The organism is Natronococcus jeotgali DSM 18795 (assembly GCF_000337695.1).
GTDB lineage: Archaea > Halobacteriota > Halobacteria > Halobacteriales > Natrialbaceae > Natronococcus > Natronococcus jeotgali.
On record NZ_AOIA01000023.1, the window covers coordinates 22,278 to 48,002 of the forward strand.

A 25,725-nucleotide genomic window follows, 5' to 3' on the forward strand; every position below is an offset into this window, starting at 1 on the left:
ACCGGACCGGGGGCTAACGGAGCCGTCGACGGTGCGACCGACGGCGGCGAGTACACCTTCGAGGACGTCAGCGTCGTCATGGGGACCTACAACGAGGAGGAGGCGATCGGAACGGTGCTGGCAGACGTCGAGGACGTCACGGACGGGAAGGCGGAGGTCGTCTGCGTCGACGGCTCCTCGGACCGCACGCCCGAAATCGCCCGCGAGCACGGCGCGACGGTGATCGAACAGCCCCCCCAGGGGTACGGCGTCGCCGTCCGCGCGGCGATCCTCGAGCCCGACCGTCCCGTCGTGGTGACGACCGACTGCGACGACACCTACCCGATGGAGCAGCTGCCGGAGTTCCTCGAGCTGATCAACGAGGGGTACGACGTCGTCAGCGGCGACCGCCTCTACCACGGCGCCGACGCGATGCCGGCGTTCAACCGCCTGGGTAACCACGCCTTCGCCGCGCTCGCGAGCGTCCTGCTGGGCACCCGCGTCCACGACACGACCACCGGGATGCGGGCCTATCGCCGCGAGGTCGTCGAGTCGATCGAGTGGACCGAAAATACGGGCCTCTCGGCCGAGCTCCTCATCCGACCGCTGCTGCGGAGGTACGACGTCCGCGAACACCCCATCGAGTACCGCGAGCGCGCCGGCGAGACGAAACTCGACCCGATCCAGGGGGGCGCCGAGATCGCCAAATCGATCGTCACGGTCTGTCTCGAGGAGCGGTTCCGGTAGTCGACCCGCGCTACGGTTTTCGGCCGCGTTCGACGCTCGAGTCAGCCGTCCGGCTCGAGGCCCGTCTCGAAGGTCACCCACTCGGCGTGGGAGGTCGACTCGTCCGGGAGGTAGGTCCCTTCGGTGCCGCAGTCCTCGACCAGCCGACACGCCGTTCGCTCGGATGGCCGGATCGCCTCGAGGCCGTCCGCGGTCGCCCGGACGGCCGTCTCCTGGCGGTACGTGAACGTCGCGGAGACGCCCGTCTCCTGGACGAGCGTCACCGTCAGGACGACCTCGTCGGCCTCCTCGAACGGGACGGTCGCCGAGTCGGCCTCCGAGGCGTTCAGGCGGGCGACGCCGCCGTCGGCCCCGCTGGACTCGAGGCCCCACTCGACGGCGATCCGATCGTCGGGGTCGTCGATCCGGTAACTGGCGTTTCCGTCCGCGGTCTCGAGTCGAACCGTCGCGCGGTCGACCCGCTCGGGGAGGCCGACGACGGTCTCGCCCTCGAACGACTCGCCCTCGCGGACCGTCAGCAGCTGGAGCGTCGGAACGAGGTCGTCGGGCGAGGCCCCCCACTCGCCGTGGTAGGTATACCGGTAGTACTCCCGGTCCGGATAGGCGTCGAGCACCGCGAAGTCCCGCTCGGGGGGGCCCTCGAGCGCGTAGACGGTCTCGCCGTCCAGTCCCGGATCGTTCCGCAGCGCCTGGAACGGGTGGTTCTGCCACTGGCCGTACGGCGTCGGCTGGAACACGAGCGCGTCCTCGAGGTCGGCCTCCTCGAACGGTTCGTAGGCCGTCTCGAGCCGATCGGTGTGGGCGGCGTTGCGCTCGATCGGGGCGGAGAGAAGGGCGGCGTTGGCCGCGCCGACGACGAGCGCGCTGGCGACGAGGACCGCGAGCGCGATCGCCCGGGCCGACCGCGGCGACGCCAGCGCCTCGAGTCGGTCGCGGACCGCTCCGTCGCGGAGCCGGCGCCAGCCCGCCACCAGCCCGAACGCGGCGAAGATCGACAGCGGCACCAGTATGTCGAAGTGGTAGACGGGGCCGAACTGCGCGAGCAGCCCGTCGGTCGGATCGGTCATCGTCGCGAGGACGTTGTAGTTGCCCCAGAACGCGACGTTGCCCAGGGGGACGGTCAGTAGCAGGCCGGCCAGGAGGACGCCGGCGGTTCGGTCGTGAGCAGCGGAGTCGGCGTCTCGAGTCGTCCCGGACCCGCGCCACCTGCGGGCCGCGAGCGCGAGTCCGGCCAGCGCGGCGACGGTACCGACCGCTCCCGCCGCGAACCAGCGGGTGAGGAAATAGCGAAGGACGTACCCGTTGGCCCGCACCGCGAGCGAGGGAGTGTACTCGACGGCGTGGCCCCTGAGCTGGCGGTAGCCGAATCCGGGGCCGTCCAGCGGCGCGAACGCCTGGAAGGGAAACAGGAGGGGCGAGCCGGTGAGACGGGCGTTGTAGGCGAGCGCCAGTCCGACGAACAACAGGCCGACGGCGGCGGTGACCGCGTTTCGGCGGATCGGATCCGGCAGCGGTCGCAACGGGGTCGACTCGTCCCGGACCGACCGCAGGAGCGTCCAGAGCGCGTGGCCGATGAAGGGGGCCGCGAACAGGACGGCGGTGTAGGGCCGGGCGAAGAACGCGAGCCCGATCGCGGTCCCGGCCAGAACCGCGTGCCGGAGCCGCCCGGAGCGAACGCCCCGGAGGTACCAGACCGCAAAGCAGAGGTTCAGCAGCGTCGTCGGCGCGTACGGGAGAAAGACCGACGTCGCGAGCAGGGCCATCGGCGAGGCCGCGAAGACGCCCGCGGCGACGACGCCGACGCGGCGGTCGAAGACCGTCGATCCGAGCACGTACACCAGCGCGGCGTTGGCCGCCGCGACGATCGCGAGCGTCACTCGCGGCTCGCCGAACAGCGCCATCGAGATCGCGTACATCGCCGCCGGAACCGGCGAGTACCTCGGGTAGAGCCGGCCGCCGTCCTCGACGAAGAACCACGGCCGGAACGCGTCCGCCAGCTCGCCCGCGTGGATCTCGAGCTGGCCCTCGAGCAGCATGGCGGCCTGCAGGAGGTAGACGGCCTCGTCGTCGTTGCTCGAGTGGTAGGGAAACAGCTCGGAGGCGAGCGCGAAGACCGCGACGCCCGCACAGAGGGCCACGAGAGCCGCGGCGGCGCGCTCGCGGCGGTGCGAGAGGGTCGCGAGCCGGGAGCGCGAGAACAGGTCGCGAATCGAGTCGGAGATCGGAGTCACGAGGCTGCCGGTACTCCGTCGGTCAGAGGGTAATCCCGTCGACCTCGCGCATGAAGTCGACCGTCTCCTCGATGTTGGACAGCTCGGACAGATCGATATCCGGGACGTTCAGCTCGTCGACCGGCGGCAGTTCGCCGTAGGGGTCGACTCCGGAGATCATCGGGTACTCGAAGGTGTCGACGGCGAAGTACTCCTGGGCCTCGGCCGAGAGCAGGTGCTGGACGAACGCATCCGCGAGGTCGGGGTCGGCGGCGGCCTCGGTGACGGTCGCGCCGGCGACGTTGAACACCGCGCCCGCGTCGCCCTCGGTGAACGTCGCGGCGATCGACGGATCCGACGAGCCGTCGATGATCCGCTGGATGTAGTAGTGGTTGGTGAACCCGGCGTCGATCTCGCCGTCGTTGACCGCGTTACAGACCAGCTGTTCGTCGTCGTACTCCTGGATGCCCGCGTCGACGACGCCCTCGAGCCACTCGCGGGTGGCCTCGTCGCCCTCGAGCTGTCGCATCGCGGCGACGAAGGACTGACTGGAGCCGTACGACGGCGCCCACCCCAGGTCGCCGTCGAACTCGGGGTAGTCCATGATGCTGTCCGGCAGGTCCGACTCCTCGAGGGCGTCGGTGTTGTACGGGACCGTTCGGGCGCGACCGGAGGTGCCGATCCAGGTGTCGGTGCGGAACTGCTCGGGGACCAGGTCGGCGAGGTCGTCCGAGATCGAACGGGTCAGCCCCTCGTCGGCGAGCGCGCCGAGCGCGGACGCGTCGACCGTGTAGAAGACGTCGGCCTCCGTCGCGTCGCCCGCCTCGGAGATCTGGTTGACGAGATCCGAGGAGCCGTCGTACCGAACGTTGAGCTCGAAACCGTCGTAGTAGCTCTCGAGGCCGTCGACGAGCGGTCCCACCAGGAACTCGTTGCGGCCGGAGTAGACGTGGAGCTCGCCTTCGAGGTCGGGCAGGTCCTCGATCGACGTGCCGCCCGGCTCGGGTCGGCCCTCCCGTCCGGAGCCGAACTGGCCGAACGGGTTCTGCTGGTCGTCACCCTCTTCGCTTCCGATCAGTCCGAGACAACCCGAGAGCCCGGCCGTCCCGACGGCGGCGGAGCCGACCAGAAACGATCGGCGGTCCGCGGTGATTCGTCGCGTCATAGGATTTAGGCTAGCCTAAACAATCTTATATCCGTCGGTTCGCGGCGACCGGCGCGGGTCGCTCGAGCGCCTCGAGACACTCGAGCCACTCGAGCATGCGTTCGCCGACGTGGTTGAAAAACGCGCCGTTGTTGTACTCGTCCCAGTCGCCGTCGGCGAGTTCGCGGGCCATCGCCTCGAAGACCTCGGCGTAGGAGTCGGCCCCGTCGCCGACGTCGTCGATCACGCGCCAGAGGTGCTCGTTGAGCTCGAGGCCGGGGACCTCGTTGTTGAGGTCGTCGAACGTGCTTCGGGGAGCCTTGTTGTGTTCGCACAGCGGCGCGCCGTTGTAGATGCGCGTGCCAAGGACGTCGCAGGCCCGCTTCAAGAACACGCCCGACCAGATGTCGTCGAACCGACCCACGTCCCACTCGTTGTCGTCCATCGGGAGCTGGTAGAACGCGGGGATCACCTCGCGGCGGAAGGCGAGGTTCATCGAGCAGACCGTGAGGTAATTCCCCCGCGCGGCGACGAAGTCGTCGCCGAAGTCGTCTTTCGAGGTGCGGGTCTGGGCCTGGCCCTCGAGGTCGCCGTCCATCAGGATGCGCACGGCGTCCAGATCGGGGACGTTGGTCCACAGCCCCTGCGAGGCGACGACCTGCCCGGATTCGATCTCGGTCGTGTCGGTCTCGACGGTCTCGCCCATCGCCGAGTAGGGGTATCCCCGCGGGTAGAGCCCGTGGTCGTCGGCGTTCTGGTAGAGGACGTTGACCCACTGCTCGTCCGAGGAGACTTCTTCGATCTCGCCCCCGAAGGCGAGGTTCGCCATGTGCGTGCCGAAGAAGTCCTCCTCGGGGTGAGGGAGCGTATCGTCGTCGATGAAGAAGCCGTACTCGAACGCGTCGTCGGCCCACATATAGAGGAGGCCGAAGCTCGTCTCCGCGTGGCTCGCCGCCGGAACGACGTGACCGTACTCCTCGACTCCGTGCTCGGCGTACCACTCCTCGCGACGGGAGCCGTCGAAGACCTCGCCCGAGACCCCCTCCTCCTCGAGCATGCGTTCCATCGCGTCGGTCTCGCAGAAGTCCTCGGTGACGAGCACGACGTGCAGCCGCGAGAGGTCGAACCCGTGTCGGCGGGCGTTCTCGAAGTACGAGCGCAGACACTCGTACTCGCGGATCGTGGGAACGACGACGCAGACGTCCTGACTCATTGGCTCGCTATTTTTTAGGTGAGCCTAAAAAACTGCCGGTTCCGCTCGTCCCGTCGGGTTCGGCGTCGGCCGCCTCGGAAACCGAGACGCCCAGCGCGGCGACCGAGCCGGCGCCGCCGACCAGCGTCACGGCGTTTTTCAGCGCGTGGTCGACGATCGCGGCCGCAAGCGCCGCGCTCGCGCCGACGGGGGTGAGTCCGACGACCAGCGCCGTGAAGGCGGCCTCGTAGAGGCCGACGCCGCCCTGGGAGAGGGGCAACACCTTCGCGAGGTTGCCAACGCTGACCGCCAGCGTCCCGACCGCAAGCAGGGGGCCGACGGCGAGCCCGCTGCCGAGCGCCGCGAGGACGGCGACCGCGGTGAGGACGTCCAGCAGCCAAACCAGCAGGCTCGTCGCCCCGACCGTCGCCAGCGCGCGTGGCCGTTCCGCGACGACCTGCAGGTCGGCCGCGAACCGGAGCGCGGCCTCGAGAAGTCCCTCGAGTCGCGGTCGACCTTCGACCCGCGCTCGGAGCTCCGCGCCGAGGTCGCGATCCGCGCGCGCGGACGCGACGACGGCCAGACCGCCGCCGGCGGTCGCCACGCTCACGGCCGCGGCCGCCAGGAACGCGGTTCGGGCGCCGCCGGCCGCAGCGGCGAGCTCGAACGGGCCCGCGCCGAGTGCGAGCCACGCCGCCGCGAGGGCCGCGAGGACGGCGATGGCCGCCAGATCGAACGCCCGCTCGACGACCAGCGACGCGAACCCCGCGGGGTAGGGAACCCCCCGACGGGTCGCGAGAACGTACGCGCGCGCCGCGTCGCCCGCCCGCGCCGGAATCGCGAGGTTGGCCGTCTGGCTGACGAAGACCGCCATCGTGAGAAACGTCGTTCCGTGGCGGTGGCCCATCGCCCCCAGGACGTCCCCGTACCGGCGCCCCCGAAGCGGCCACGAGACGGCGTACGCCGCGACGGCGATCGCCAGCAGGCCCGGATCGGCGCCCGCCATCTCGGCGGCGACGGTTCGAGCGTCGAGTTCGCGCGCGACGACGAGCAGCCCGAGCGCGACCACCACCGTTCCGCCGATCGTCAGCCGGCGGCGGGTCAGCCCCGCCGCGAGCCCGTCGCTGTCGGCTCCCGCTTCGCCCGACTCGTCGACCCCCGCGGGATGCGATCGCTCGCCGCCGTTCACGGGCGAGTGCTCTCGAGCGCAGATAGTTAAGTCCACCTAAAACACGTCTCGGGGGGCGGAAGAGCCGTTCTCGGTCGGCTTTCCGTCTCCGTATCTCGGCGGTCACTCCAGCTCGTCGAGTATCTCGCGGGTCGCCCGCCGCACCGCCTCGTCGCTCGAGCGGGCGGGCTCCCAGCCCAGCGCCGAGAGCTTCTCGATCGAGAGGCGCATCTTCGGGACGTCCCCGGTCCAGCCCCGCCGGCCGCCGGTGTACTCGAGGTCGGGCTCGAGGGCCATCTCGTCTGCGACGATGTCGGCGATACGATCGACCGACGTCGTGGTCCGGGTCCCGAGGTTGTAGGTGTTCATCGCCGCGTCGGCGCGCTCGACGACGTGTAGCATCGCGTCGAGGCAGTCCTCGACGTGCAGGTAGGACTTCTCCTGGCGCCCGTCGCCGAGGATCGTCAGCGTCTCGGGATCTTCCCGGAGCTTCTCGACGAAGTCGGGGATCACGGCCCCGCGCAGGCGCGGGCCGACGACGTTCGCGAACCGGAAGTTCCAGACGGTCAGGTCGTGGCTGTGGGCCCGCGCCGAGAGTAGCCCCTCGTCGGCCAGCTTGCTCGCGCCGTAGGCGCTGATCGGCTCCAGGGGCGCGTAGTCCTCCGGCGTCGGCCGCGGTGCCTCGCCGTAGACCGTCGAGGAGGAGGTGTAGGCGATTTCGGTCACGTCGGCCGCGGCCATCGCTTCGAGGAGGGTGCGGGTCATCCGCGTGTTGTCGTCGAACTGCGCGTGGGGACGGCCGGTGTCGACGCGTTTCGAGGCGGCGAGATGAAAGACGAGGTCGACGTCCGCGAGGCGTCCCTCGAGCGCGCCCGTCCTCGTGAGGTCGGCCTCGAGAAGATCGGCGCCGGCGGGAACCCGATCCGGGTCGCCGCCGGAGAGGTCGTCGACGACCGTCACGTCGGCCCCGTCGGCGAGCAGGCGCTCGACGAGGTGCGAGCCGATAAATCCGGCGCCGCCCGTCACGAGCGCCCGACGGTTCGAGAGGGACATACGCGACGATTCGCGGACGGCGGGTTAACCCTGTCGCGTTTCCGTGCGATCCGCGGCCCGCGGGACTCGAGTCGACGTGGACGATCCCGATTCGAAAATCCTACTTAAATAACACCGATCGTCGGCGTCTATTCCTCGTCGAGAATCGTGGTACCACTGCGCATGATTCGGGGGGTACCGGTCCGCACTACTGCGATTTTCCCTCCCGGTTCCCGTTCAATTTCGACTCCCGGCCGTGTTCGATAGCGGTGGTTTTATGTAGAAGGACAATCAATGAATCGGCTGACTATGAGCCAGCGAATGCAGCAGGGACAGCCGATGATCGTGATGAGCGAGGACTCCCAGCGCGTCAAGGACCAGGACGCGCAGGATTACAACATCCGCGCCGCTCGAGCGGTCGCCGAGGCCGTCCGCTCGACGCTCGGCCCCAAGGGGATGGACAAGATGCTCGTCGACTCGATGGGCTCGGTAACCATCACCAACGACGGCGTCACCATCCTCCAGGAGATGGACATCGACAACCCGACGGCCGAGATGATCATCGAGGTCGCCGAGACACAGGAGGACGAGGCCGGCGACGGCACCACGACCGCGGTCGCGATCGCGGGCGAACTCCTGAAGAACGCCGAGGACCTCCTCGAGCAGGACATCCACCCGACGGCGATCATCAAGGGCTTCCACCTCGCCAGCGAGCAGGCCCGCGAGGAGATCGACGACATCGCCACCGACGTCGACACCAGCGACGAGGAACTGCTCCAGTCGGTCGCCGAGACGTCGATGACGGGCAAGGGCACCGAGGTCAACAAGGAACACCTCGCCGAACTCATCATCGAGGCGATCAGCCAGGTCACCGTCGAGAACGAGGACGGCGAGAACGTCGTCGACCTCGAGTTCCTCAACATCGAGACCCAGACCGGCCGCAGCGCCGGCGAGTCCGACCTGCTGGCGGGCGGCATCGTGGACAAGGACCCCGTCCACGACAACATGCCCACCGAGGCGACTGACGCCGACATCCTGCTGTTGAACACGCCGATCGAGGTCGAGGAGACCGACATCGACACCGAGGTCTCCGTCACCGACCCCGACCAGCTCCAGCAGTTCCTCGACCGCGAGGAGAAACAGCTCAAGGAGAAGGTCGACCAGATCGCCGACCTCGGCGCGGACGTCGTCTTCTGCCAGAAGGGCATCGACGACCTCGCCCAGCACTACCTCGCTAAGGAGGGCATCCTCGCGGTGCGTCGCGCCAAGAAGTCCGACCTCGAGTTCCTCAAGGAGGTCGTCGGCGCGAACATCGTCTCCGATCTCGCGAACGCCACGACCGACGACCTCGGCCACGGCGACGTCACCCGCGACGAGGAGGACGAGCTGTTCTACGTCGAGGGCGACGACGCCCACGGCGTCACGCTCCTGCTGCGCGGCTCGACCGACCACGTCGTCGACGAACTCGAGCGCGGCGTCAACGACGCGCTCGACGTCGTCGCCCAGACCGTCTCCGACGGCCGCGTGCTGGCCGGCGGCGGCGCCATCGAGGTCGAGCTCGCCTCGCGCCTGCGCGACTACGCCGACTCCGTCTCCGGGCGCGAGCAGCTGGCCGTCGAAGCCTTCGCCGACTCGCTCGAGCTCGTCCCCCGCGTCCTCGCCGAGAACGCCGGACTCGATAGCATCGACACGCTCGTCGACCTGCGTGCGGCCCACGACGAGAACGACGAGACGGCCGGTCTGAACGTCCTCACGGGCGACGTCGAGGACACCTTCGACGCCGGCGTCGTCGAGCCGGCCCACGCCAAGGAGCAGGCCGTGACCTCCGCCGCCGAGGCCGCGAACCTCGTGCTCAAGATCGACGACATCATCTCCGCCGGTGACCTCTCGACGGACAAGGGCGGCGACGAGGAAGGCGCCCCCGGCGGTGGCGGCATGGGCGGCATGGGCGGCATGGGCGGTATGGGCGGCATGGGCGGCGCGATGTAAGCTCGGCCTCCGCTCACCGCGCTACTCCCCACGGAACGCCCGCATCGCTCGCCGACCGCTCGCGACCTCGATTCTTTCGCGGCGTCGATCGCCTCGAGCCGCTGCCGACGCGTTGGCCGACCTGTCGGAGCTCGTAGAGCACGACCGCTCGTCACGCTGAAGACGGCCGTCTCTTCCGCGCTCGTTCCGAGGCACGTCGCCGTCCCGCTGGATCCGACCTGCTGTACCGATCGGTACCGGTCGCCCGGCGGACCGTCAGCTGCTGGCTCGGGTTCCACGGACGCGCTCGCGAACGGTCCGGCAGGCCGGTGAACTATCCTGCTCGAGCGCGTTCGTCGACTATGGCATACCGGACGACTATCGGCTGGTCGCTGTTTTCCTCGGGTATCGTAACGCTCGTTCTGAAGGTCATGCCCGGCGATTCGCTGTGGTGGGGACTGCTGTTGCTCGCGCTCGGGGCGATCATCCTCTATATCCGATAGTAACCGATACTCGGACTACGTCGACGATCGCCCGCGGTTCACGCCCGGTTGCGAGGCGGTGCGGTCGATACGATCGGGGATCGTCTGGTTCAGGACCGCCACTCGCCAACCCGGTTTCGGAGGCGGCCGGGAACGCCGAGCACGGTGAGTCCGGCGCCGAGCAACACCATCAGGACGTACACGCCGAGCGTCGAGGTCCAGACGACCAGCATCGCGAGAATCGCCCAGCCGCCGGCGAGAAAGTAAAACGCCGCGATCGACATCGCGGTCCCGTACAGCAAGACGAGATAGGGGCCCCAGCCGTGGGCGTGTCCGCGCCGCACGCGGCGACGGACGTACCGCTTGAGGTCGGCCTGGAGCGACTCCTTCTCGACCGTGCGGCGTTCGACCGAGGTCTCGAACTCGTCGACGCGGTCGCGAAGCCGTTCGATCTCCTCGCGGAGCGCGTCGGCGTCGTCCGCCCGGTCCCGAGTCCGGGCGCTCGAGTACGTCCTCGTCCGATCCGCATCGTCCGACTCCGGGCGATCGCGTGCGGTCCCCTCGTCGGCACCCGTGGCGTCGTCAGTCATCGCTTCTGTCGAAAGCTGTCGAGCGCGGGGACTTTGTAGCTGCCGGTCCGCTTCCCGGCCGGCGAGGACAGCGTTCAGCGTCGCGCCGGAGACGAGAATGATCGCGCCGGCGTACAGCCAGACTAAAACGAGGAAGACGGCCCCGAGGGCGCCGTAGACGGCGTACTCCCCGGCGAGAGCGGCGTACAGCGAGAACGTTCGACCGAGCGCGAGCCAGCCCAGCGCCGCGAGGACGGTCCCGGGAAGCGCCTCCCGGACGCCGACGTTCGAGTCCGGAAAGATCACGTACAACGGCAGGAACGCGGCGATCAGCGTCAGCACGACGAACAGCGGCCCGATCACGAGCCGTCCGCTAAACGGGACGAGCCGAACCGCCACCTCGATCCCGGCGACAACCGAGAGGCCGATCGCGATCGCGACGGCGACGATCCCGGCGTCTCGAACGGTAGCGACCAGCGACTTGGCGGCGACGGTCCCGTACACCGAAGAGAAGGCGCGGTCGAGGCCGCGAAACACGCGGCTCGAGCCCCAGAGCAGGCCGAGGACGCCGACGACCGTCGCCCCCTGCTGGCCGGTTTCGTCCGTGATGGTCTCCGCGAGCAACGCCTGGGCGGTCGGCGTCAGCACGTCCTCGGTCGTCACGGCCACCTGCGCGGCGAGGGCCTCCCCGCCGATCGAGGCGGCGAGGGCCAGCGACAGCAGCGCCAGCGGGGCGAGCGAGAGGAAGGCGTAGAAGGCGACGCCCGCGGCGAGAAGCGTCAACTGCTCGCGCCGTGCCAGGCGAACGAACTGGGTCGCGAACTCGCGAGCGCGGCTGTAGTCGGGCACGGGTCGACGTTCGCGTCCCGATCAAATATGCGGTCGTGTGGCACTGGCCTGCAAAAGCGCTCGAGGATGGACGGTCCACTCGGGAGCGTAACCGGGCTAGGTCAGCGAGCCCGCGGTCGCCTCCCGGATCTCCCCGACCGACGCCGTCGTCTTGAACGTCGTTCCGCCGTAGTGGGCCCGCGAGGCCTGGTGGCCCGCCGCACGGAGGTCCGCGAGAAAGTCGTCCATGGCGTTGGCGGGCAGGCCCCACTCGCGACAGAGCTTGTGCTGGTCGTAGTGGGTCGGCTCGTCGAGTTCGGTCTCGAGCGCGGTGCAGAGCTCCCGAGCCTTCTCGGCGGTACCGAAGCCGTCGGGAACCCGATCGCGAACGTCGGCGACGAACTCGCGGTCGCGGATCGGGCCGAGCCAGACCGGCCCGGCGACGAGGATGCGAGTGCCGTCGCAGTGGGGACAGCGCTCGAGCGGGTCGGCGATCAACCCCGGGTCGGCCTCGCGGTAGAGGCAGTCCTCGCAGTGGGAGAGGTAGCCCAGCTCCTCGAGGGCGGCGTCGGCCGCGGTGGGCTTGTGCTCGAGCTCGAGGTAGGTCCGCACGTAGTGGCTCGTGGCGTGGGTCAGGATCGGCTCGACCCCGACGTCGAACCGGGCCCCGCTTCGGGCCAGCGCCGACAGCAGGATACGAACGCCCATCTCGGCGTGGTAGTCGGTGTTTCGCGGCACCGCGGAGTACGAGCGCACGCCGCTGTTGAAGTGGGCGCCACACAGCGGGGCCGTATCGGTCGCGGTCACGCAGACCAGATCCCGGCAGTTCGCGAACGCAGCGTCGGCGAAGGGCATCGGCGTCCCGTAGGGGTCGAGGTCGATCACGTCGAAGACCTCGTCGTGCATGAGCGCGTTGACGTCGCGGTTGCGAACGGTCGCCTCGCAGCCGTTTCGCTCGAGGTTGCTGCGGGCGAGCGAGACGGCCTCCTCGTCGACGTCACAGCAGGTCACGTCCCAGCTGTCCGCGGCCGCCCGTACCCCCCGAGCCCCGCTCGCGGTCATCGCGTCGAGGTACGACTCCGCCCGCGGCTCGCGCTCCCGGTAGGCCCGCAGCGTCGCGATCGTCAGATCCCGGTTCAGCTCCTGGCGGGGGTTGTAGAACACCGACTCCTCGATCCCCTCGGTCTGCTCGCCGGGGACCTCGAGCTCGATTCCGCCCTCGGTGACGCGCATACTCCCCCTCGTCGACCGACCTCGAAAAGCGGCGTGATCTCGAGTCGCCGCGGGGCAATCGCGACGACGTCCGGTCTCGGCCGTCGCTCGGACGCGCCGAACGGACGGCGAAATCGACGACGTCGGGGGGACGGGGCCGCCGCCGCGCGCCCGCCGTCGTCCGACAACCGAACCGATTTTACAGTCCGACGCTCAGTTCCGGACGTGTCGAACGCGAACCCCGTCGAGCGCTGGCAGGCCCGGCTCGAGGAGGCGGGCGAACTCACGCCGGAGCTGGTCGAGCGGATCTCGCAGTGTCACGGCGACCGCGGGGTTCGGGCCATCGAGGCCGTCGGCGAACACCGGGTGAAGTCCTACCGCGATTTCACGATCGTCGTCGGCTACGAGGACGAGTACATCGTCGAGGACGGGGGCTGTACCTGCAAGGACACCGAGTACAATCTCGACGACGACGATCCGACCGACCTCTGCTGGCACGCCCTCGCGGTGGCGATCGCCCGCCGCGTCGGCCACGTCGACTACCACGACATGTGGTACTCGGACGTCCGCGAACTGCTCTGAGAGGGGCGTCCCGCCGTCCGGGACGCCGGCTCGTCGAAGCGGGTTCTCTCGAGGCCCAGCCTCTCGTAGAACGTTACTCGTACTCGTCGAAGTGATAGATGCCAGTGAACGAGTAACGCACTGGAAACGCGTCTGTCTACGTTCATAACTGTCCTGATGATTACGACGATCGACGCAGCAAACCGGGACTTTCAAAAATGCTGTTCTCGGTGGAGACCGCCGCCGAGGTGTTTTGATTATTTGGGTGAAGATGCTATGGATCTTTACCCGTGAGCGCTAACTAGGAGTATGGAATACGAGGTCGGAGTAGACGAATCGGTGGCCATCGCTATCGTCCGCGCAGTGAGCGCCGTAGAGGGTCGTCAACCTCGGTCGATGCCGCCACTAACCCATGTCATCAATCCGGACGCACTAAATGCACTCTTCGACTCGCGGTCTAACGGCGAACCGCGGATCGGTGGTCGTCTCTCGTTCATCTACAATCGCTGTCGCGTCACCGTCGACAACGGCGAATACCTTACTATTCAGCTTCTCGACGACTGCCCACGGGCCACTGACGATCGAAAGCGAGATCGGACTGACTTGCAGTGACAGCCGAACCAACAGTCGTTCTGTAGGATTACTGTCCAGGGTCGTGAGCGGCCACCAGTCCCTGGGCCATGAGCCGACGAGCGATCACGACAAGTCCGTTCCCGAACCCTTCGCCAAATATCGCCTGTTCCTCCTTCGAGTCAGGCATGATCGAACTCACCAGGATCGTCGACCGATCGATTAGCAGTAACCGACCAATGGCCGTCTCGTCTTCGGTCGCGTTTTCGCTGTGTAGCCACTCCAGGCCTGTAATGAACGTTGTGGCGTCCGGAACCTTCGTTTGAATCTGCTCCTCTAACGGCTCCGTCAGCGCACCAATAATCAGAGTGACGCCATTACTGACCACCTCATTGAGAGAGTCGACGAGATCCGCTGTCAGGAGCGATTCATCGCCGATAACGAGCACGACCTCGTCGGTCGCTTCCTTGATGAGTTGATCCGTTCGGTTTTCGATCCCGCTCTGACCGGACAGTGCCCACACTTGCTGGACGGGGGTGTTATCGCCCTCGTCGATGATGTCGACCGTGTTGAGCGCGTACTCGAGCCGCTCGACGCGCGCTTCGTACTGGTCACGGAGCGTTTCGGTCGCCTCCTCCAGGGAGACGGCTCGAAACTCCTGCGGGCTCGAGTGCTGGACTTCGACAAGGCCCTGGGACTCCAGCACTCGGACCGCATCGTATACCCGCGTTCTGGGAACCTCGGTCATCTTGCTGAGTTTCTTTGCCGTCCCCGAACGCAGACGGGAGAGACCGACGAAGCACCGCGCCTCGTATTCTTTCAACCCGAGTTGTTGGAGGACGTTGATCGCTTCCTCCACGTTTTCAGTTGTATCCATGTGTCCCAACCTCCCGGGAAGCCCCGGAGACTCACCCGAACGTTGGGTCCCAGAACGGATAGGCATTGTCACTCCTATTATGACAGCCCATTCCAATAGACCCTGAAACGCTTGCTAACCGAGAGAATACGCGGCATCTCACGGGTTGCTCGTTTCGTTGTCACCCACTTAGTGACTACATGTAGTGGGATGGTTCGATAGAGGGCAATCCAGAAAAATATGAAGCAAAGGAGTCACCCGATTAATCACAAAAGGGATATACGGCATGACGGCTAACCTCTAGACCGGCACGCAGTCCAGTGCTGTGTCCCAACCACCGTACTGCTGCGTGCCGGCCTGACCACCTTGCGTGGCTGGGTTCAGACTGATCTAGAGCTGGTATCTCGATGAGGAGTACTCCACCCAAAGACCCGGAGACCGACGCGATCGAGCAACTCGAGCGGTTCGGGTTGAGTGCCTACGCCGCACGGACGTTCGTCGCGCTCGCCAGCCTCGGGACGGGGACGGCCAGAGACGTAAGCCAGGTGTCGGAGGTACCACGTACTCGCGTGTACGATGCCGTCGAGGAGTTACAGGAGTGGGGACTCGTCGATGTCCGGCAATCTTCTCCCAAGGAATTTTGGGTGATCTCCGCCGAAACCACCTGTCGACGGTTCGAACGGGACTTTCAGCACCGAACGGATGCTCTCCGGACGGCACTGAGCGAACTCGAGCCGGTCGAACAGCGAGCCGAGCAACGAGGAGTGTGGACGGTTAATGGACAGGCAGCGGTCACGGATCGAGTCCTAGAGTTCTTCGCCGCCGCCGAGGAGGAGATCGTCTACATGACTATCGAAGATCTCCTCATCGAGGACGTGATCGACGCCTTGAGCGAGGCCGCCAAACGGGGGGTTTCGATCAAACTCGGGGGAGTCTCGTCGGATGTCCAAGAGCGCGTTCAAGAGGAGATCCCGGGTGCGACGATGTTCGAGTCGCTGTGGGTCTGGTCTGACACGCCAGCAGGCCGACTCATGATGGTCGACGGGCGCAAAACACTCGTAAGCGCACTCGTGAACGGTGAAAGCGCGAGCGTCACCGATCCACGCTCGGAAACCGCTATCTGGGGAGAGGGTGACGCGAACAGTCTCGTCGTGGTCCTAAAGGCAATTTTTACGTGGCGACTCGATACCATTGATTCGGACTAACCAAAAACGACGGCACACGGCTGTTGGGAGGAGGATGAACCGACAGTTAGGAATTCGGCTGTACTACTTGCACCGGGAACGAGTCTAATATCGCCTCGATCTGTTCGTCAGGCTGGTACTGGACGATATCAGTTTCGGGATCGACTTCGACGACACCGTGGTCGAGCAGCTTTGGCAAGTGCTTGTGGGCCAGTTGGATGGCAAGTTGCTCTCGGTCCAGACGGGTCTCGGCGGACACCGAGTCACTGTTATGCAGGTGATCGATGAGGTCCTCGATCGATGTCCTGTCATTGGACGCTTCCCGTAATCGGTGGATGATTCTTCGACGGTGTCTATCCGAGACGATTTGGAGACAGACGTCGAAATGCTTCTCTCCCATGTTCCAACTGATGACCGGGAGCTGCATCAAAGAGCGACATTTTCATACTTACTGTATTTTTCATTAAACGAGTGACAATATCTGCACCGGTGCGTTCGAAGGCTCTATCCAACGCCGGTCCGACGAGCCGCTGTGAAAAGAATCCGCTTGGGAACGGTTCTATGGTGCCTTCGAGAGGGCAGTGGCGAACCGAACGACGGGACTCCGAGGGCCGCTACTCGTCGTCCGACTCGCCTTCCGAGTTCGGGAGCACGTTGAAGGGACGCATCATGTCGTAGTCCTCGTGCTCGATCATGTGGCAGTGCCACATGTACTCGCCCGTCTGGTCGTTGAACAGGCCCTCGTACTCCCCGAAGTGGACGATCAGGTGGACCACCTCGGCGGGGTCGACCGAGACCACGTCGTTCCAGCCCAGTTCGTAGGGGGCGGGCGACTCGAGGGCGTCCGGATCGACGCCGTCCTCGGAGGAGTCGTAGTCGGCGAGCGACTGCCGTCCGAGCACCTGGAAGTGGACGAGGTGGAGGTGCATCGGGTGGGACATCGACGTGTTGTTGGCGAGGCTCCAGATCTCGGTCATCCCGAGTTCGGGTTCCTCGGTGACGGGGTCGTCGAGCGTGTACCCTTCGGACTGTTCCCGGTTCCCGAGCAGGTGTTTCGTCCGGCCGTACTCGTCGCTCCCCGGCGCGAGGGTGAGGTGGCGGTGGCGCTCGACGTCCTCGAGCGGGAGTTCGGGGACCGTCGTCAACGCGTCGGGGACCGTCCCGGCGCCCTCGCCGTCCGACTCGTCGGCGACGTCGACGAGCATGATCTCCGGAAGCGGCTTCGTCTCCTCGCTTTTCTCGGGCGTGCCGCGGTACAGCGACGGCGCGTCGTTGTACAGGAGCAACGTCTCGCCCGCGTAGTCGTCGAAGTCGACGACGACGTCCGCGCGCTGGCCGGCGCCGATCTCGAGACGGCCGTCGACCGTCACCGGTTCCGAGAGGAGCCCACCGTCGTTCCCGATCTGGACGAACGACGGACCGGCGCCGCCGGTTTCGCCCGAGGCCTCGTCGTACTCGAGCAACTCGAGGTCGTAGTACCGGCTGTTGGAGCCGTTGAGTAGACGCAGGCGGTACCGCTCGGGGTCGACCGAGAGCCGCGGCCAGGCCTTCCCGTTGACCACGGGGACGTCCCCGTAGAACTCCGGGACGATGCTCGGATCGGGGTGTGAGTCGTCGCCGCCCCGGTCCTCGGAGACGGCCGACGGGTAGAACAGCGATCCGTCCTCGTTGAAGCTCCGATCCTGCAGAACGAGCGGGATCTCGTTCTCGTCGTCGGGCAACCCGAGGCTGCGCTCGTGGTCGCTCCGGAGGAGATAAAAGCCCGCGAGTCCGGCGTAGACGTTGAGTCGCGTGATGCCGACCGCGTGGTCGTGGTACCACAGCGTCGCCGACGGCTGCTCGTTGGCGTAGTAGTAGTCCTTCTTTTCGAACTCGGGGCCCGTCTCCTCGAAGTCGGACGTGAACCACGCCCCCGCGTGGCCGTCGCTCTCGGACTCGACGTTACCCCCGTGGAGGTGGGTCACGGTCCGTACGCCGGTGGTATCGTACGGGATCATGTCGCCGTGGACCGTCGTGTCGACGGGCAGGAAGTGCTCGTCGGGCAGGTCGTTCTGCCAGCGAACGGAGACGGGTTCGCCCCGTTCGGCCTCGATCGTCGGCCCGGGGAACTGGCCGCCGTACCCCCAGACGGTCGTCTCGGGCAGATCGCTGTGGAGCTTCTGTTCGACCTCGCTCATCTCGATCTCGTAGTAGGGGTGGCCGTCTTTCGTTCCGGCGGGCTCCGCGACGCCCGGCCGTGGAACCTCGTCGATCCACTTCTCGAGGTCCGGCGACGAGTGGGCAGCGACGGTCGTCGCCTCGGTCGATTCCGTCGGTTCCGATTCGGTATCCGACGGCGTCCCGCCGGTCGAACATCCCGCGAAGGCCGAGAGACCCGTGGCTCCGGTAGCCAGAAGCATTTTGCGACGCGAGAGACCCGTTTCGGTTACCGAGAGTCGTTCGCTCATACTCGTCGGTAAGAAAGCCCTACAAATACCGGGTACACCTGGTTCCTACCTGATGGGAGGCGAACGGTCTATCCTCCGATCTAGGCGATCGAGCGGGGAAAAACCCTCCGTTCGTTCCCGTCTCCGCGGACGGTCCGACGCTCGAACGACGGCGCGCTCTCCGGCTTTCGGACGACCGCCTAGTCGGACTCGTTACAGGCCGCGATGATGACCTCCGGGTCGTCGATCAACCGGTTCTCCATGTAGTTGCCCTTTCCCTTTCCGGCCCACTTGCGCTCCTGTTCGATGATCGAGAGGAACTCGAGCTCCGAGAGGATGTCTCGAACTCGACGGAGCTTCAGGTGCTCCGAGCGGTCCCGATCGCAGAGGCGCTTGTAGAGGTCGTAGGCCTCGTTGGTCGTTACGGGCACGTCGGTTCCCTCCTTCTGTTGGGTCAAAAGCGCCATCGCCTCGAGGACGAGCTTCGCGTGGCTCGGGCTCTTCGAGATGAGTTCGGCCAGCCGGCTGGTCTCCTCGCGTTCGTGAGCGTGGTCGACGCAGGCCTCGGTAACCGTCTCCAGGTCGTCCTCCTCGGCGATCTCGCCGGCGAATCGGAGGATGTCGATCGCCTTGCGCGCGTCGCCGTGCTCGCGTGCCGCGAGGGCGGCGACGCGAGGGACGACGCCGTCCTCGAGGACGCCGTCGTGGAAGGCGTCGGATCGCGAGCGCAGGATCTCGCGGATCTGGGAGGCGTCGTACGGCGAGAAGACGTACTCGCGTTCGCAGAGGCTCGATTTGATCCGCTCGTCCAGCGAGTCCTTGTACCGGACCTTGTTCGAGATACCGATGACGCCGACGGTGCTGTCGGTGAGCTTGCCGGACTCGACCGCCCGCGAGAGCTGCATCAGGATGTCGTCGTCCTCGATCTTGTCGACCTCGTCTAAGATGATCAGCGCGACGTCGTACCGGGTGTCGACGATCCGCCAGAGCCGACGGTAGTACTCGGAGGTGCTCAGCCCCGAGTGGGGGATCGAGATCCCCGTCTCGGGCTGGTCGTTGAGCTGGTGGGCCGTCGACTGGACGGCCTGGGTCTCGGTCGATTCCTGAAGACAGTCGACGTAGGCGACCCCGATCGAGACGTCGTTGCCCTTGGCGCGGTCGATCGCCTGGTTCGTAATGAACTTCGAGCACAGCGACTTTCCGGTCCCGGTCTTCCCGTAGACGAGGACGTTGTTCGGCGTGTTTCCCCGCGTGGCCGGTTTGATCGCGTTCGCGAGGTTCGTCAGCTCGTCCTCGCGACCGATGATGCGGTCGCCGTCCGGGAGGTGTGACACCTGCAGCAGCTCCTTGTTCCGGAAGATCTCGGTTTCGCTGCCGAAGTAGTCCATCGAATCCGACATTCAGCTACCCCGACTATCGGGGAGCCGGCTTGTAAACGTTCGGAACCGGATTGCCGCTGTATCTCCCCCGGTTTCGTTGCGTCGGGTTCTGAGAAACGGGAACGACACCCCTCGATGCCGCTGTATAGGCCTTCGGGGACTCCGGAGTGCCGCTGTATGAGTGTGTCTCCCGCGGTCGGTCGACCGAGAACTGCTCGAGGGGGACACCCCGCAGTGCCGCTGTATGAGTACGGACTCTCGCGGCGGATCGGCGCTGGGTACGGCGGGATGGTGGACACCCCGCGGTGCCGCTGTATCGGTGAACGGAGTCGGCTGAGGGGAAACGTCTCCGACGGCGTTGGGAGGGGACGAGATACCGGAGTTCTTCTGTATAAGGTAGTTCCTCCCGGTACGGTGCCTGATATCCCCGATTCTCACCCCTCGATGCCGCTGTATAGATACACACACACCCCGCGGTGCCGCTGTAACGGATGGGAGGGGTGGGGGAGTCGAAACGGTGGATGGGAGTCGAAACGATAGGTAGACGAGAGGGGAGGTGGTCGGGAACGCGACGAGACGGAGGACCGGAAGACGGAAGGCACAGACGCCAGTGGCGGGAACGTACGCCAGGAGAGGAGGCCAACCGAACGACGGGAAGTCGGGTACGAGCAGGCGGGACCCGAGGGAACGAGGCGGGTCTCGAGACGTCGGTTTCGACCGGAACCGATCGCCGTTCGATGGGCTCTATCGAACTCCGTTCGATACAGCTAATGGACTGTAACTCGATAGTGGTATTTAGTAGTAGTGATTCCCGCTGGTTACAGAGAATCCGACTCCATAGTATTGTGCCTGCTCCGCGCATGATCTGACGGATGCCACAGCGTGGTCCGGCTGTATCCCCTGGTAGTGGTCTGGTTGAACCGCCTGGTAGTGGTCTGGTTGAACCGCCTGGTAGTGGTCTGGTTGAACCGCCTGGTAGTGGTCCGGTTGAACCGCCTGGTAGTGTCGAAACGGGCGGAACCTTCTCCGAGAACCGAGTCCCTGTCGCAAACCGACCGTCCGAGTCCCTTCGACCTCTCCCCTCCGGACGCTATACAGCGGCACCGCGGGGTGTGTCTCTCCTGAATTCCATCCCTCCGCTTTCACTGGAGGACACGTTCGAAACCGGAACCCGATTTCGGAGTTTCCGAACGATCGCCAAATTACCCCTCGCGTACGGGAGCGAAGGCGTCGCGCTCTCGAAGTCGATCGACCGTCTCGCGAACCGTCTCGACGTCTTCGGGGTGCGTGCCGTAAACGATCTCGTCCGCGTGGGGCCGGACCCGACGGGTGACGTCGACGAGCCGTTCGGGGTCGATCTCGGCTCCCGAGAGCTGGATCGAGAGCGAGACCTCGAGGTCCGCGAAACGACGGGCGAACCCGCGGGCCAGCGACTCGACCCAGTAGCTCGTCCCGTAGCCGGGGTCACAGAGCGGTACGAGGACGCCGTCGACGTGAGCCGCGAGCGCCTCCGGGTCGAGTCCCGCGCGCGATCTGAGGTTCCCGGGATACGGGTCGGGGTACAGCGTCGCGACCAGGTCGCCGTCGACCCGCCTTGCGACCGCCGCGACAAAGGCCGTGAGAACGGCGGCCCGCCACGCGTCGCGCTCGTCGTACTCGCTCGCTTCGAACCGCGAGTCGCAGCGCTCGCAGCGACAGAACTCCGCCCCGGGGAAGCCGATCGTGGTGAGTCGTACGTCGCCTTCGATCTCTCCGATCCGCTCGAGCAGTCCCTCCCGATAGTCGGGATCGGTCGGACAGACGGTCCCCCAGTGGTGGCCCTCGGCGTCGGGCGTGGCGCGCGTCCCGTCGGCGTCGACGGCCGCCCGTTCGGGCTCGTCCCGGACCGTCGCCGTGTCGCCCCAGCAAGCGACGGAGCTGATCGTCCCCTCGAGCGGTTCCCGCCGATTCCCCTCGACGGACTCCGTGAAGAAGTAGCTGCGATCGCCGACGTCCGATCGCGCCAGCCCGCGATCGTCGGTGAGGATGGCGTACATGGCTCGCAGTGCCCGGCGAACGGTCTTAAAACGTTCCTCGGACGAGCCGACCGCTCCGCGGTCGATCGCTACTCGTCGCGACAGATCTCGACGAAGTTCCGCAGAATTTCCAGTCCCGTCTCGCCGCTTTTCTCGGGGTGGAACTGGGTTCCGAAGACGTTGCCGGCCTCGTTGGCGACGATCGCGGGGAACTCCCGTTCGTAATCGGTCGTCGCCACCGTCGCGTCCTCGTCGTCGGGCACGGCGTAGTAGGAGTGGACGAAGTAGGCGTAGCGTCCGTCTACCCCCTCCACGAGCGGGTGATCGCGCTCGACCGACAGCTCGTTCCAGCCCATGTGGGGGACCTTCTGACCTTCGGCGAAGCGAACGTTCGTTCCAGGGATCAGGTCGAGTCCTTGGACCGCGGACTCGCCCTCGTTTGCCCCCTCCTCGCTGGTCGTCAGCAGCATCTGCATGCCCAGACAGATCCCGAACAGCGGCGTGCCGGCGTCGGCGACCTCGAGTAAGTCCTCCCGGAGCGGGTCGGCGTTCTCGATCCCCTCGCGGAACGCGCCCACGCCGGGAAGGACGACGCCGTCGGCGTCGGCGAACGCCTCGGGGTCGTCGGTGATCTCGACGCCGGCGCCCGCGCGCTCGAGCCCGCGGGTGACGCTGCGGAGGTTGCCGAGGCCGTAGTCGACGACCACGACGTCGGCGAGCGACTGCTGCCGATCGGACGTGACGGTGCTCATGTCCCGACCTCGGTGGGGCGGAAAGAAGTGCATTGCCATTGCCGCAGCATCCCGACTCACGGTCCGACGCCCGAGGCGCCACCGAACCGAGTCGCGTCGGAAGCGCCGCGCGCGCGCGAACCCAGGAGTTACTACCCGCACCGTTCGTAGCTTCCCGTATGGTCGAAACAGATCCGGAAACCGTGGTACGAGACTACTACGACGCCGTCGACGACGAACGCTACGACGACCTCGTCGACCTGTTCGCCGAGGACGTCCGCTACGAGCGCCCGGGCCAGGGCGCGATCGAGGGCCGCGAGGACCTCCGGGAGTTCTACCTCGAGGGGCGGCCGCTCGAGGAGGGTAGCCACGAGGTCGCCGACCTCGTCGTCGAGGACGAGACGGTCGCCGTACGGGGGACGTTCTCCGGCCGACAGGGCGGCGAGGACGTCGCCTTCGCCTTCGCGGACTTCCACGAGTTCGAAGACGGGAAGATCGCGCGGCGCTACTCGTTTACCGATCGCGACGAGGTGTAGCGGCGGAAGCGAACGTGATGTCGGAAAACCGGCACTGGAACGTGTTACCGAAGAACCGAAACTGAACCGAGCGTTCTGCCCGGGCTGACAACGGGGAGTTTCCACGCCCTCCCCAGCCGATTCGTTCGGTCGCAGGGCTTCCTCACTCATCCACTTTCAGAGCACGCTCTGACAAGCCTTCGTTCACGCTGTTCACGAAGACCTCGCACAGTTCGGCCGATAGCTCGCCGTTCGCTCGCTATCGTCCAACGCGCGCCACCGCAGCGTAGCCCGATCAATACGCGACCACTGTCGACGACTGAAGCGGAACGAGCTCTCAGAAGCCGTCGAGACGCGTCTGACCGCCCTCCGACCCGTCGGCGTCCGCGAGCTCCGCGGCGCGCTCGAGCGCGTCCGCAAACGTCTCCTCCTGGCTGCGGTCGTACAGCGTCGCCGCGGGGTGGACACAGATCAGCAGTCGGCGCGGCGTCCCCTCGATGCGGACCTCCTCGACGGAGCCGGCCTCCTTGGTTACCGACGCCGATCGGCCCAGCAGGTGTTCGGTGGGCACCTTCCCGAGGGTGACGATCACGTCGGGATCGAGTCGATCGATCTCGGTCTCGAGGTACCCCCGACAGTTCTCGAGTTCCTCCGTCGTCGGGTCGCGGTTCTCCGGCGGGCGACAGCGCACGCAGTTGGTGATCCGAACCGTCTCCCGGTCCAGACCGACCGTCCGAAGCTGGTCGTCCAGCACCGAACCGCTCCGGCCGACGAACGGCTCGCCCCGCTCGTCCTCGTTGGCCCCGGGGCCCTCGCCGACGAACAGCACGTCGGCGTCCTCGGGTCCGGTGCCGTTGACGATTTGACTCCGCGACTCGACCAGCTTCGGACACCGCGTGCACTGGGTCACGCGGAGGTCCTCCATCGTTCCCATGGCGGTGGCTCAGACGGCGGCCTACTACGTCTTTCGGGTCGCGTCTGCCGGTCCCTCGAGGAATCTCACTCCGCGCGGACGAGCGATTCGGCGTACGAATCGGCCGCCCGCGCGGCCTGCCGGGCGACCCGAATCGGCTCCGGACGGCCGCCCTCGGGGGTGAACCCGCGGACGACGTCGGCCGCCTCGCCCGGCTCGAGCCCGACGCTGCGGACGTAGACCGTCTCGTCGTTGACCGATACGGGTCGGCGCTCCGGAAGCCGACGGTACAGCTCGAGGCGGGCCTCGAGTTCGGCGCCGGAGAAGGCGTCCTCGAGGCCGGCCTCGAGACCCTCGCTGTCCTCGAACGTCACCGACACTACCGGCTGTTCGCTTCCGCGTTCGATCGCCGAAAAATCGAGAACGTTGAACCACGCGGGCGCGGTGGCCCCGATCAGAACGTACCGAACGTCGGGTCGACCGACGTCGTCGATCAGTTCGGAGACGGCGTCGGTCGCGTCGGTGCCACCGACGGTACACCGTCGGTATCCCAGTCCGTCGACGACGCGGTCGGCGCGGACGACCGCGCCGGCGACCGTGCTCCGACGCGTTTCGTCCGGAGCGTCCGTCCTCCCGCGGAACGACTCGGCGATACCGAGCGCCCGCGCCCCGGGCTTCATTCGGGGTCGTCCTTGATCTCCTGGAGCCGATCGAGCAGTTCGTCGCTCGAGGCGCCGTTCTCGAACTCGATCGAGCCGTGGTGATGGTTCTGTTCCGACTGGACGGCCTCGTCGTCGTCGAAATCGGCGTCGACCTCCTGCTGTTCGGATTCGTCGTAGCTCCCGAATCCCATACGGTGTCTACTTCGGGAGTGACCTTGAAAAGTTTCGTGGTGGGCCACATTTAACCTCCTTAAATATCAGGTGTCCGTCCGGTTCGGGAATCGATCGCTCGGCGGAAAAACTGCGGTCCACACCCGATACCCGTATTTCGCTAACGCGGCGGCGGAACCTGTAGGTGCGTTTATAACCGCCGTCCGATCGGCGTCGGCGACCACGCGAGGACGGCGAGGGCGCCTCCGGCAGTACCGTTTTGCCGCCGGCCCACGACCCACCCTGTATGGAGGTTCACCACGTCACCGAGGACGCGGAGACGTTCACCTGCAACGCCTACCTCGTCGAGGGCGATCGACCGACGCTGGTCGACGCGGGCTCGTGGGACGGCGTCGTCGACGAGATCCGCAACCGCGTCGACGAGGTCGACGCCGTCGCGATGACCCACCAGCACGGCGACCACGTCGAACAGCTCGAGGCCGTCTGCGAGGCCTTCGATCCCGAAGACGTGTACGCCTACGACCACCACCCGGAGCGCACGACGCCGATCGCGGACGGCGATGCGGTCCGGATCGGCGACGAGGAGTTCGAGGTCGTCTACACGCCCGGCCACGCCGACGATCACGTCTCGTTCGTCTCCGGATCGACGCTGTTCTCGGGGGACGTCGTCGTCCACGACGACGGCGCCTTCGACTACGGGAGCTTCGGCCGAACCGACATGGCGGGCCAGTCCCGGGAACGGCTCATCGAGAGCATCGAGGACCTGCTCGAGCGCATGCCCGACGGGGTCGAGCACATGTACTCGGGCCACGGCGGCGTCTTCCACGGGAATGTCCGAGATGTCGTCGAGCGGGCGCTCGAGCGCGCGGAGAAGCGGGAGCCGAAGTACCCCGACGAGTAGCGCCCGCTCGAGGCCGTCGATTGCAGGGAGAAACGGCGGGCCGAACCGCGACCCGACGGGAACGAACCGTTACGCCGCTCGGGGCTCGGTCGCCTTCGGGCGGAGGTTCTTGTAGCCGCACTTGCGGCAGCTGTCGGCGTCGCGCGCGTTACGGGCGTTACAGCGCATACAGATCATCTTCTGGAGCATCCGTTCTTCGGCGGCGTCGAAGCTTGGCATGTCGCTCCGTTGGCCCGTTGTGCATATAACCGCTGTGGTCGCGAACCCGTCTCGGGGCGAATGATTATCACTCGCCGACACGAATCGAGAA

At 66.5% G+C, this 25,725-nt stretch carries 25 protein-coding genes; 8 read left to right on the forward strand and 17 right to left on the reverse strand.

Features of this window, described 5'->3' with window-relative positions; translation table 11 throughout:
• The first annotated feature begins 78 nt into the window (after positions 1-78).
• On the forward strand, positions 79-726 hold the full coding sequence (locus tag C492_RS02870) for a dolichyl-phosphate hexose transferase (RefSeq protein WP_239643379.1): 648 nt from the start codon (positions 79-81) through the stop codon (positions 724-726).
• Between the two features lie 41 nt (positions 727-767).
• Here the strand turns inward: C492_RS02870 and C492_RS02875 are convergent, their stop codons facing one another.
• From C492_RS02875 to C492_RS02895, 5 genes are all read right to left on the reverse strand, one after another.
• Positions 768-2,957 carry an ArnT family glycosyltransferase gene (locus C492_RS02875; protein WP_008420338.1) on the reverse strand — a complete coding sequence of 730 codons (2,190 nt, stop codon included), beginning with the start codon at positions 2,955-2,957 and terminating at the stop codon, positions 768-770.
• 22 nt (positions 2,958-2,979) lie between these two features.
• Positions 2,980-4,101: an extracellular solute-binding protein gene (locus C492_RS02880; protein WP_008420339.1), complete on the reverse strand. Its 1,122-nt coding sequence runs from the start codon at positions 4,099-4,101 to the stop codon at positions 2,980-2,982.
• Positions 4,102-4,126: 25 nt separating this feature from the next.
• Complete coding sequence (locus tag C492_RS02885; RefSeq protein ID WP_008420341.1) at positions 4,127-5,293, reverse strand: alpha-1,4-glucan-protein synthase; 1,167 nt, start codon at positions 5,291-5,293, stop codon at positions 4,127-4,129.
• Between the two features lie 7 nt (positions 5,294-5,300).
• A complete protein-coding gene (locus C492_RS02890) occupies positions 5,301-6,461 on the reverse strand; it encodes a lysylphosphatidylglycerol synthase transmembrane domain-containing protein (protein ID WP_008420343.1) in 1,161 nt (386 codons plus the stop codon).
• A 102-nt stretch (positions 6,462-6,563) separates the two neighbouring features.
• Positions 6,564-7,493: an NAD-dependent epimerase/dehydratase family protein gene (locus tag C492_RS02895; RefSeq protein WP_008420345.1), complete on the reverse strand. Its 930-nt coding sequence runs from the start codon at positions 7,491-7,493 to the stop codon at positions 6,564-6,566.
• Positions 7,494-7,793: 300 nt separating this feature from the next.
• Here C492_RS02895 and thsB point away from each other — a divergent pair, with 300 nt between their 5' ends.
• Both thsB and C492_RS24430 read left to right on the forward strand, forming a co-directional pair.
• Positions 7,794-9,461 (forward strand): thermosome subunit beta, encoded by a 1,668-nt coding sequence (thsB, locus tag C492_RS02900; RefSeq protein WP_008420346.1) that lies wholly within the window; start codon positions 7,794-7,796, stop codon positions 9,459-9,461.
• 341 nt (positions 9,462-9,802) lie between these two features.
• Entirely contained in the window at positions 9,803-9,943 is a 141-nt protein-coding gene (locus tag C492_RS24430; RefSeq protein WP_008420348.1) for a hypothetical protein, read from the forward strand.
• Positions 9,944-10,032: 89 nt separating this feature from the next.
• On the opposite strand, the gene C492_RS02905 is transcribed toward C492_RS24430, so the two are convergent.
• The gene (locus C492_RS02905; RefSeq protein ID WP_008420349.1) at positions 10,033-11,340 is read right to left on the reverse strand and encodes a YihY/virulence factor BrkB family protein; all 1,308 of its coding nucleotides are present in this window, start codon (positions 11,338-11,340) and stop codon (positions 10,033-10,035) included.
• Between the two features lie 96 nt (positions 11,341-11,436).
• Positions 11,437-12,552 (reverse strand): tRNA (guanine(26)-N(2))-dimethyltransferase, encoded by a 1,116-nt coding sequence (locus C492_RS02910; protein ID WP_008420351.1) that lies wholly within the window; start codon positions 12,550-12,552, stop codon positions 11,437-11,439.
• Positions 12,553-12,756: 204 nt separating this feature from the next.
• On the opposite strand from C492_RS02910, the gene C492_RS02915 reads away from it, so the two are divergent.
• Both C492_RS02915 and C492_RS22060 read left to right on the forward strand, forming a co-directional pair.
• Positions 12,757-13,113, forward strand: coding sequence for a hypothetical protein (locus tag C492_RS02915; RefSeq protein WP_049892654.1), 357 nt, complete (start codon positions 12,757-12,759; stop codon positions 13,111-13,113).
• A gap of 288 nt (positions 13,114-13,401) precedes the next feature.
• On the forward strand, positions 13,402-13,704 hold the full coding sequence (locus tag C492_RS22060) for a HalOD1 output domain-containing protein (protein ID WP_083898735.1): 303 nt from the start codon (positions 13,402-13,404) through the stop codon (positions 13,702-13,704).
• Between the two features lie 28 nt (positions 13,705-13,732).
• Here C492_RS22060 and C492_RS02920 read toward each other — a convergent pair whose 3' ends face one another.
• On the reverse strand, positions 13,733-14,539 hold the full coding sequence (locus C492_RS02920; protein WP_008420354.1) for a TrmB family transcriptional regulator: 807 nt from the start codon (positions 14,537-14,539) through the stop codon (positions 13,733-13,735).
• A 386-nt stretch (positions 14,540-14,925) separates the two neighbouring features.
• Here C492_RS02920 and C492_RS02925 point away from each other — a divergent pair, with 386 nt between their 5' ends.
• Positions 14,926-15,723: a TrmB family transcriptional regulator gene (locus tag C492_RS02925; RefSeq protein ID WP_008420356.1), complete on the forward strand. Its 798-nt coding sequence runs from the start codon at positions 14,926-14,928 to the stop codon at positions 15,721-15,723.
• Between the two features lie 46 nt (positions 15,724-15,769).
• On the opposite strand, the gene C492_RS02930 is transcribed toward C492_RS02925, so the two are convergent.
• From C492_RS02930 to hisH, 5 genes are all read right to left on the reverse strand, one after another.
• Positions 15,770-16,129 carry a DUF7344 domain-containing protein gene (locus C492_RS02930; protein ID WP_008420357.1) on the reverse strand — a complete coding sequence of 120 codons (360 nt, stop codon included), beginning with the start codon at positions 16,127-16,129 and terminating at the stop codon, positions 15,770-15,772.
• A 187-nt stretch (positions 16,130-16,316) separates the two neighbouring features.
• Positions 16,317-18,149, reverse strand: coding sequence for a multicopper oxidase family protein (locus C492_RS02935; RefSeq protein WP_008420359.1), 1,833 nt, complete (start codon positions 18,147-18,149; stop codon positions 16,317-16,319).
• Positions 18,150-18,328: 179 nt separating this feature from the next.
• Positions 18,329-19,528 (reverse strand): Cdc6/Cdc18 family protein, encoded by a 1,200-nt coding sequence (locus tag C492_RS02940; protein ID WP_008420361.1) that lies wholly within the window; start codon positions 19,526-19,528, stop codon positions 18,329-18,331.
• A 1,181-nt stretch (positions 19,529-20,709) separates the two neighbouring features.
• Positions 20,710-21,543 carry a hypothetical protein gene (locus C492_RS02945; protein ID WP_008420362.1) on the reverse strand — a complete coding sequence of 278 codons (834 nt, stop codon included), beginning with the start codon at positions 21,541-21,543 and terminating at the stop codon, positions 20,710-20,712.
• 68 nt (positions 21,544-21,611) lie between these two features.
• Entirely contained in the window at positions 21,612-22,274 is a 663-nt protein-coding gene (gene hisH, locus C492_RS02950; RefSeq protein ID WP_008420364.1) for an imidazole glycerol phosphate synthase subunit HisH, read from the reverse strand.
• Between the two features lie 158 nt (positions 22,275-22,432).
• Between hisH and C492_RS02955 the strand changes: the two genes are divergently transcribed.
• Complete coding sequence (locus C492_RS02955) at positions 22,433-22,789, forward strand: nuclear transport factor 2 family protein (protein ID WP_008420368.1); 357 nt, start codon at positions 22,433-22,435, stop codon at positions 22,787-22,789.
• A 316-nt stretch (positions 22,790-23,105) separates the two neighbouring features.
• Here the strand turns inward: C492_RS02955 and C492_RS02960 are convergent, their stop codons facing one another.
• From C492_RS02960 to C492_RS02970, 3 genes are all read right to left on the reverse strand, one after another.
• Complete coding sequence (locus C492_RS02960) at positions 23,106-23,702, reverse strand: uracil-DNA glycosylase (protein ID WP_008420370.1); 597 nt, start codon at positions 23,700-23,702, stop codon at positions 23,106-23,108.
• Positions 23,703-23,767: 65 nt separating this feature from the next.
• Positions 23,768-24,361: an endonuclease dU gene (locus C492_RS02965; protein ID WP_008420372.1), complete on the reverse strand. Its 594-nt coding sequence runs from the start codon at positions 24,359-24,361 to the stop codon at positions 23,768-23,770.
• Entirely contained in the window at positions 24,358-24,534 is a 177-nt protein-coding gene (locus C492_RS02970; RefSeq protein WP_008420374.1) for a DUF5786 family protein, read from the reverse strand. Before C492_RS02970 ends, C492_RS02965 begins: the two co-directional genes overlap by 4 nt.
• 266 nt (positions 24,535-24,800) lie before the next feature.
• On the opposite strand from C492_RS02970, the gene C492_RS02975 reads away from it, so the two are divergent.
• Positions 24,801-25,415 (forward strand): MBL fold metallo-hydrolase, encoded by a 615-nt coding sequence (locus tag C492_RS02975; protein WP_008420376.1) that lies wholly within the window; start codon positions 24,801-24,803, stop codon positions 25,413-25,415.
• 69 nt (positions 25,416-25,484) lie between these two features.
• Here C492_RS02975 and C492_RS02980 read toward each other — a convergent pair whose 3' ends face one another.
• Positions 25,485-25,634, reverse strand: coding sequence for a 50S ribosomal protein L40e (locus C492_RS02980; protein WP_008420379.1), 150 nt, complete (start codon positions 25,632-25,634; stop codon positions 25,485-25,487).
• Positions 25,635-25,725: the final 91 nt, after the last annotated feature.

Bases quoted from the DNA above. Each gene is read 5' to 3' on its own strand.
- C492_RS02870 (WP_239643379.1), top strand. From the start codon at position 79: ATGGGGACCTACAACGAGGAGGAGGCGATCGGAACGGTGCTGGCAGAC.
- C492_RS02880 (WP_008420339.1), bottom strand. From the start codon at position 4,101: ATGACGCGACGAATCACCGCGGACCGCCGATCGTTTCTGGTCGGCTCC.
- C492_RS02885 (WP_008420341.1), bottom strand. From the start codon at position 5,293: ATGAGTCAGGACGTCTGCGTCGTCGTTCCCACGATCCGCGAGTACGAG.
- C492_RS02895 (WP_008420345.1), bottom strand. From the start codon at position 7,493: ATGTCCCTCTCGAACCGTCGGGCGCTCGTGACGGGCGGCGCCGGATTT.
- thsB (WP_008420346.1), top strand. From the start codon at position 7,794: ATGCAGCAGGGACAGCCGATGATCGTGATGAGCGAGGACTCCCAGCGC.
- C492_RS24430 (WP_008420348.1), top strand. From the start codon at position 9,803: ATGGCATACCGGACGACTATCGGCTGGTCGCTGTTTTCCTCGGGTATC.
- C492_RS02910 (WP_008420351.1), bottom strand. From the start codon at position 12,552: ATGCGCGTCACCGAGGGCGGAATCGAGCTCGAGGTCCCCGGCGAGCAG.
- C492_RS22060 (WP_083898735.1), top strand. From the start codon at position 13,402: ATGGAATACGAGGTCGGAGTAGACGAATCGGTGGCCATCGCTATCGTC.
- C492_RS02920 (WP_008420354.1), bottom strand. From the start codon at position 14,539: ATGGATACAACTGAAAACGTGGAGGAAGCGATCAACGTCCTCCAACAA.
- C492_RS02925 (WP_008420356.1), top strand. From the start codon at position 14,926: ATGAGGAGTACTCCACCCAAAGACCCGGAGACCGACGCGATCGAGCAA.
- C492_RS02930 (WP_008420357.1), bottom strand. From the start codon at position 16,129: ATGCAGCTCCCGGTCATCAGTTGGAACATGGGAGAGAAGCATTTCGAC.
- C492_RS02935 (WP_008420359.1), bottom strand. From the start codon at position 18,149: ATGAGCGAACGACTCTCGGTAACCGAAACGGGTCTCTCGCGTCGCAAA.
- C492_RS02940 (WP_008420361.1), bottom strand. From the start codon at position 19,528: ATGTCGGATTCGATGGACTACTTCGGCAGCGAAACCGAGATCTTCCGG.
- C492_RS02945 (WP_008420362.1), bottom strand. From the start codon at position 21,543: ATGTACGCCATCCTCACCGACGATCGCGGGCTGGCGCGATCGGACGTC.
- hisH (WP_008420364.1), bottom strand. From the start codon at position 22,274: ATGAGCACCGTCACGTCCGATCGGCAGCAGTCGCTCGCCGACGTCGTG.
- C492_RS02955 (WP_008420368.1), top strand. From the start codon at position 22,433: ATGGTCGAAACAGATCCGGAAACCGTGGTACGAGACTACTACGACGCC.
- C492_RS02960 (WP_008420370.1), bottom strand. From the start codon at position 23,702: ATGGGAACGATGGAGGACCTCCGCGTGACCCAGTGCACGCGGTGTCCG.
- C492_RS02965 (WP_008420372.1), bottom strand. From the start codon at position 24,361: ATGAAGCCCGGGGCGCGGGCGCTCGGTATCGCCGAGTCGTTCCGCGGG.
- C492_RS02970 (WP_008420374.1), bottom strand. From the start codon at position 24,534: ATGGGATTCGGGAGCTACGACGAATCCGAACAGCAGGAGGTCGACGCC.
- C492_RS02975 (WP_008420376.1), top strand. From the start codon at position 24,801: ATGGAGGTTCACCACGTCACCGAGGACGCGGAGACGTTCACCTGCAAC.
- C492_RS02980 (WP_008420379.1), bottom strand. From the start codon at position 25,634: ATGCCAAGCTTCGACGCCGCCGAAGAACGGATGCTCCAGAAGATGATC.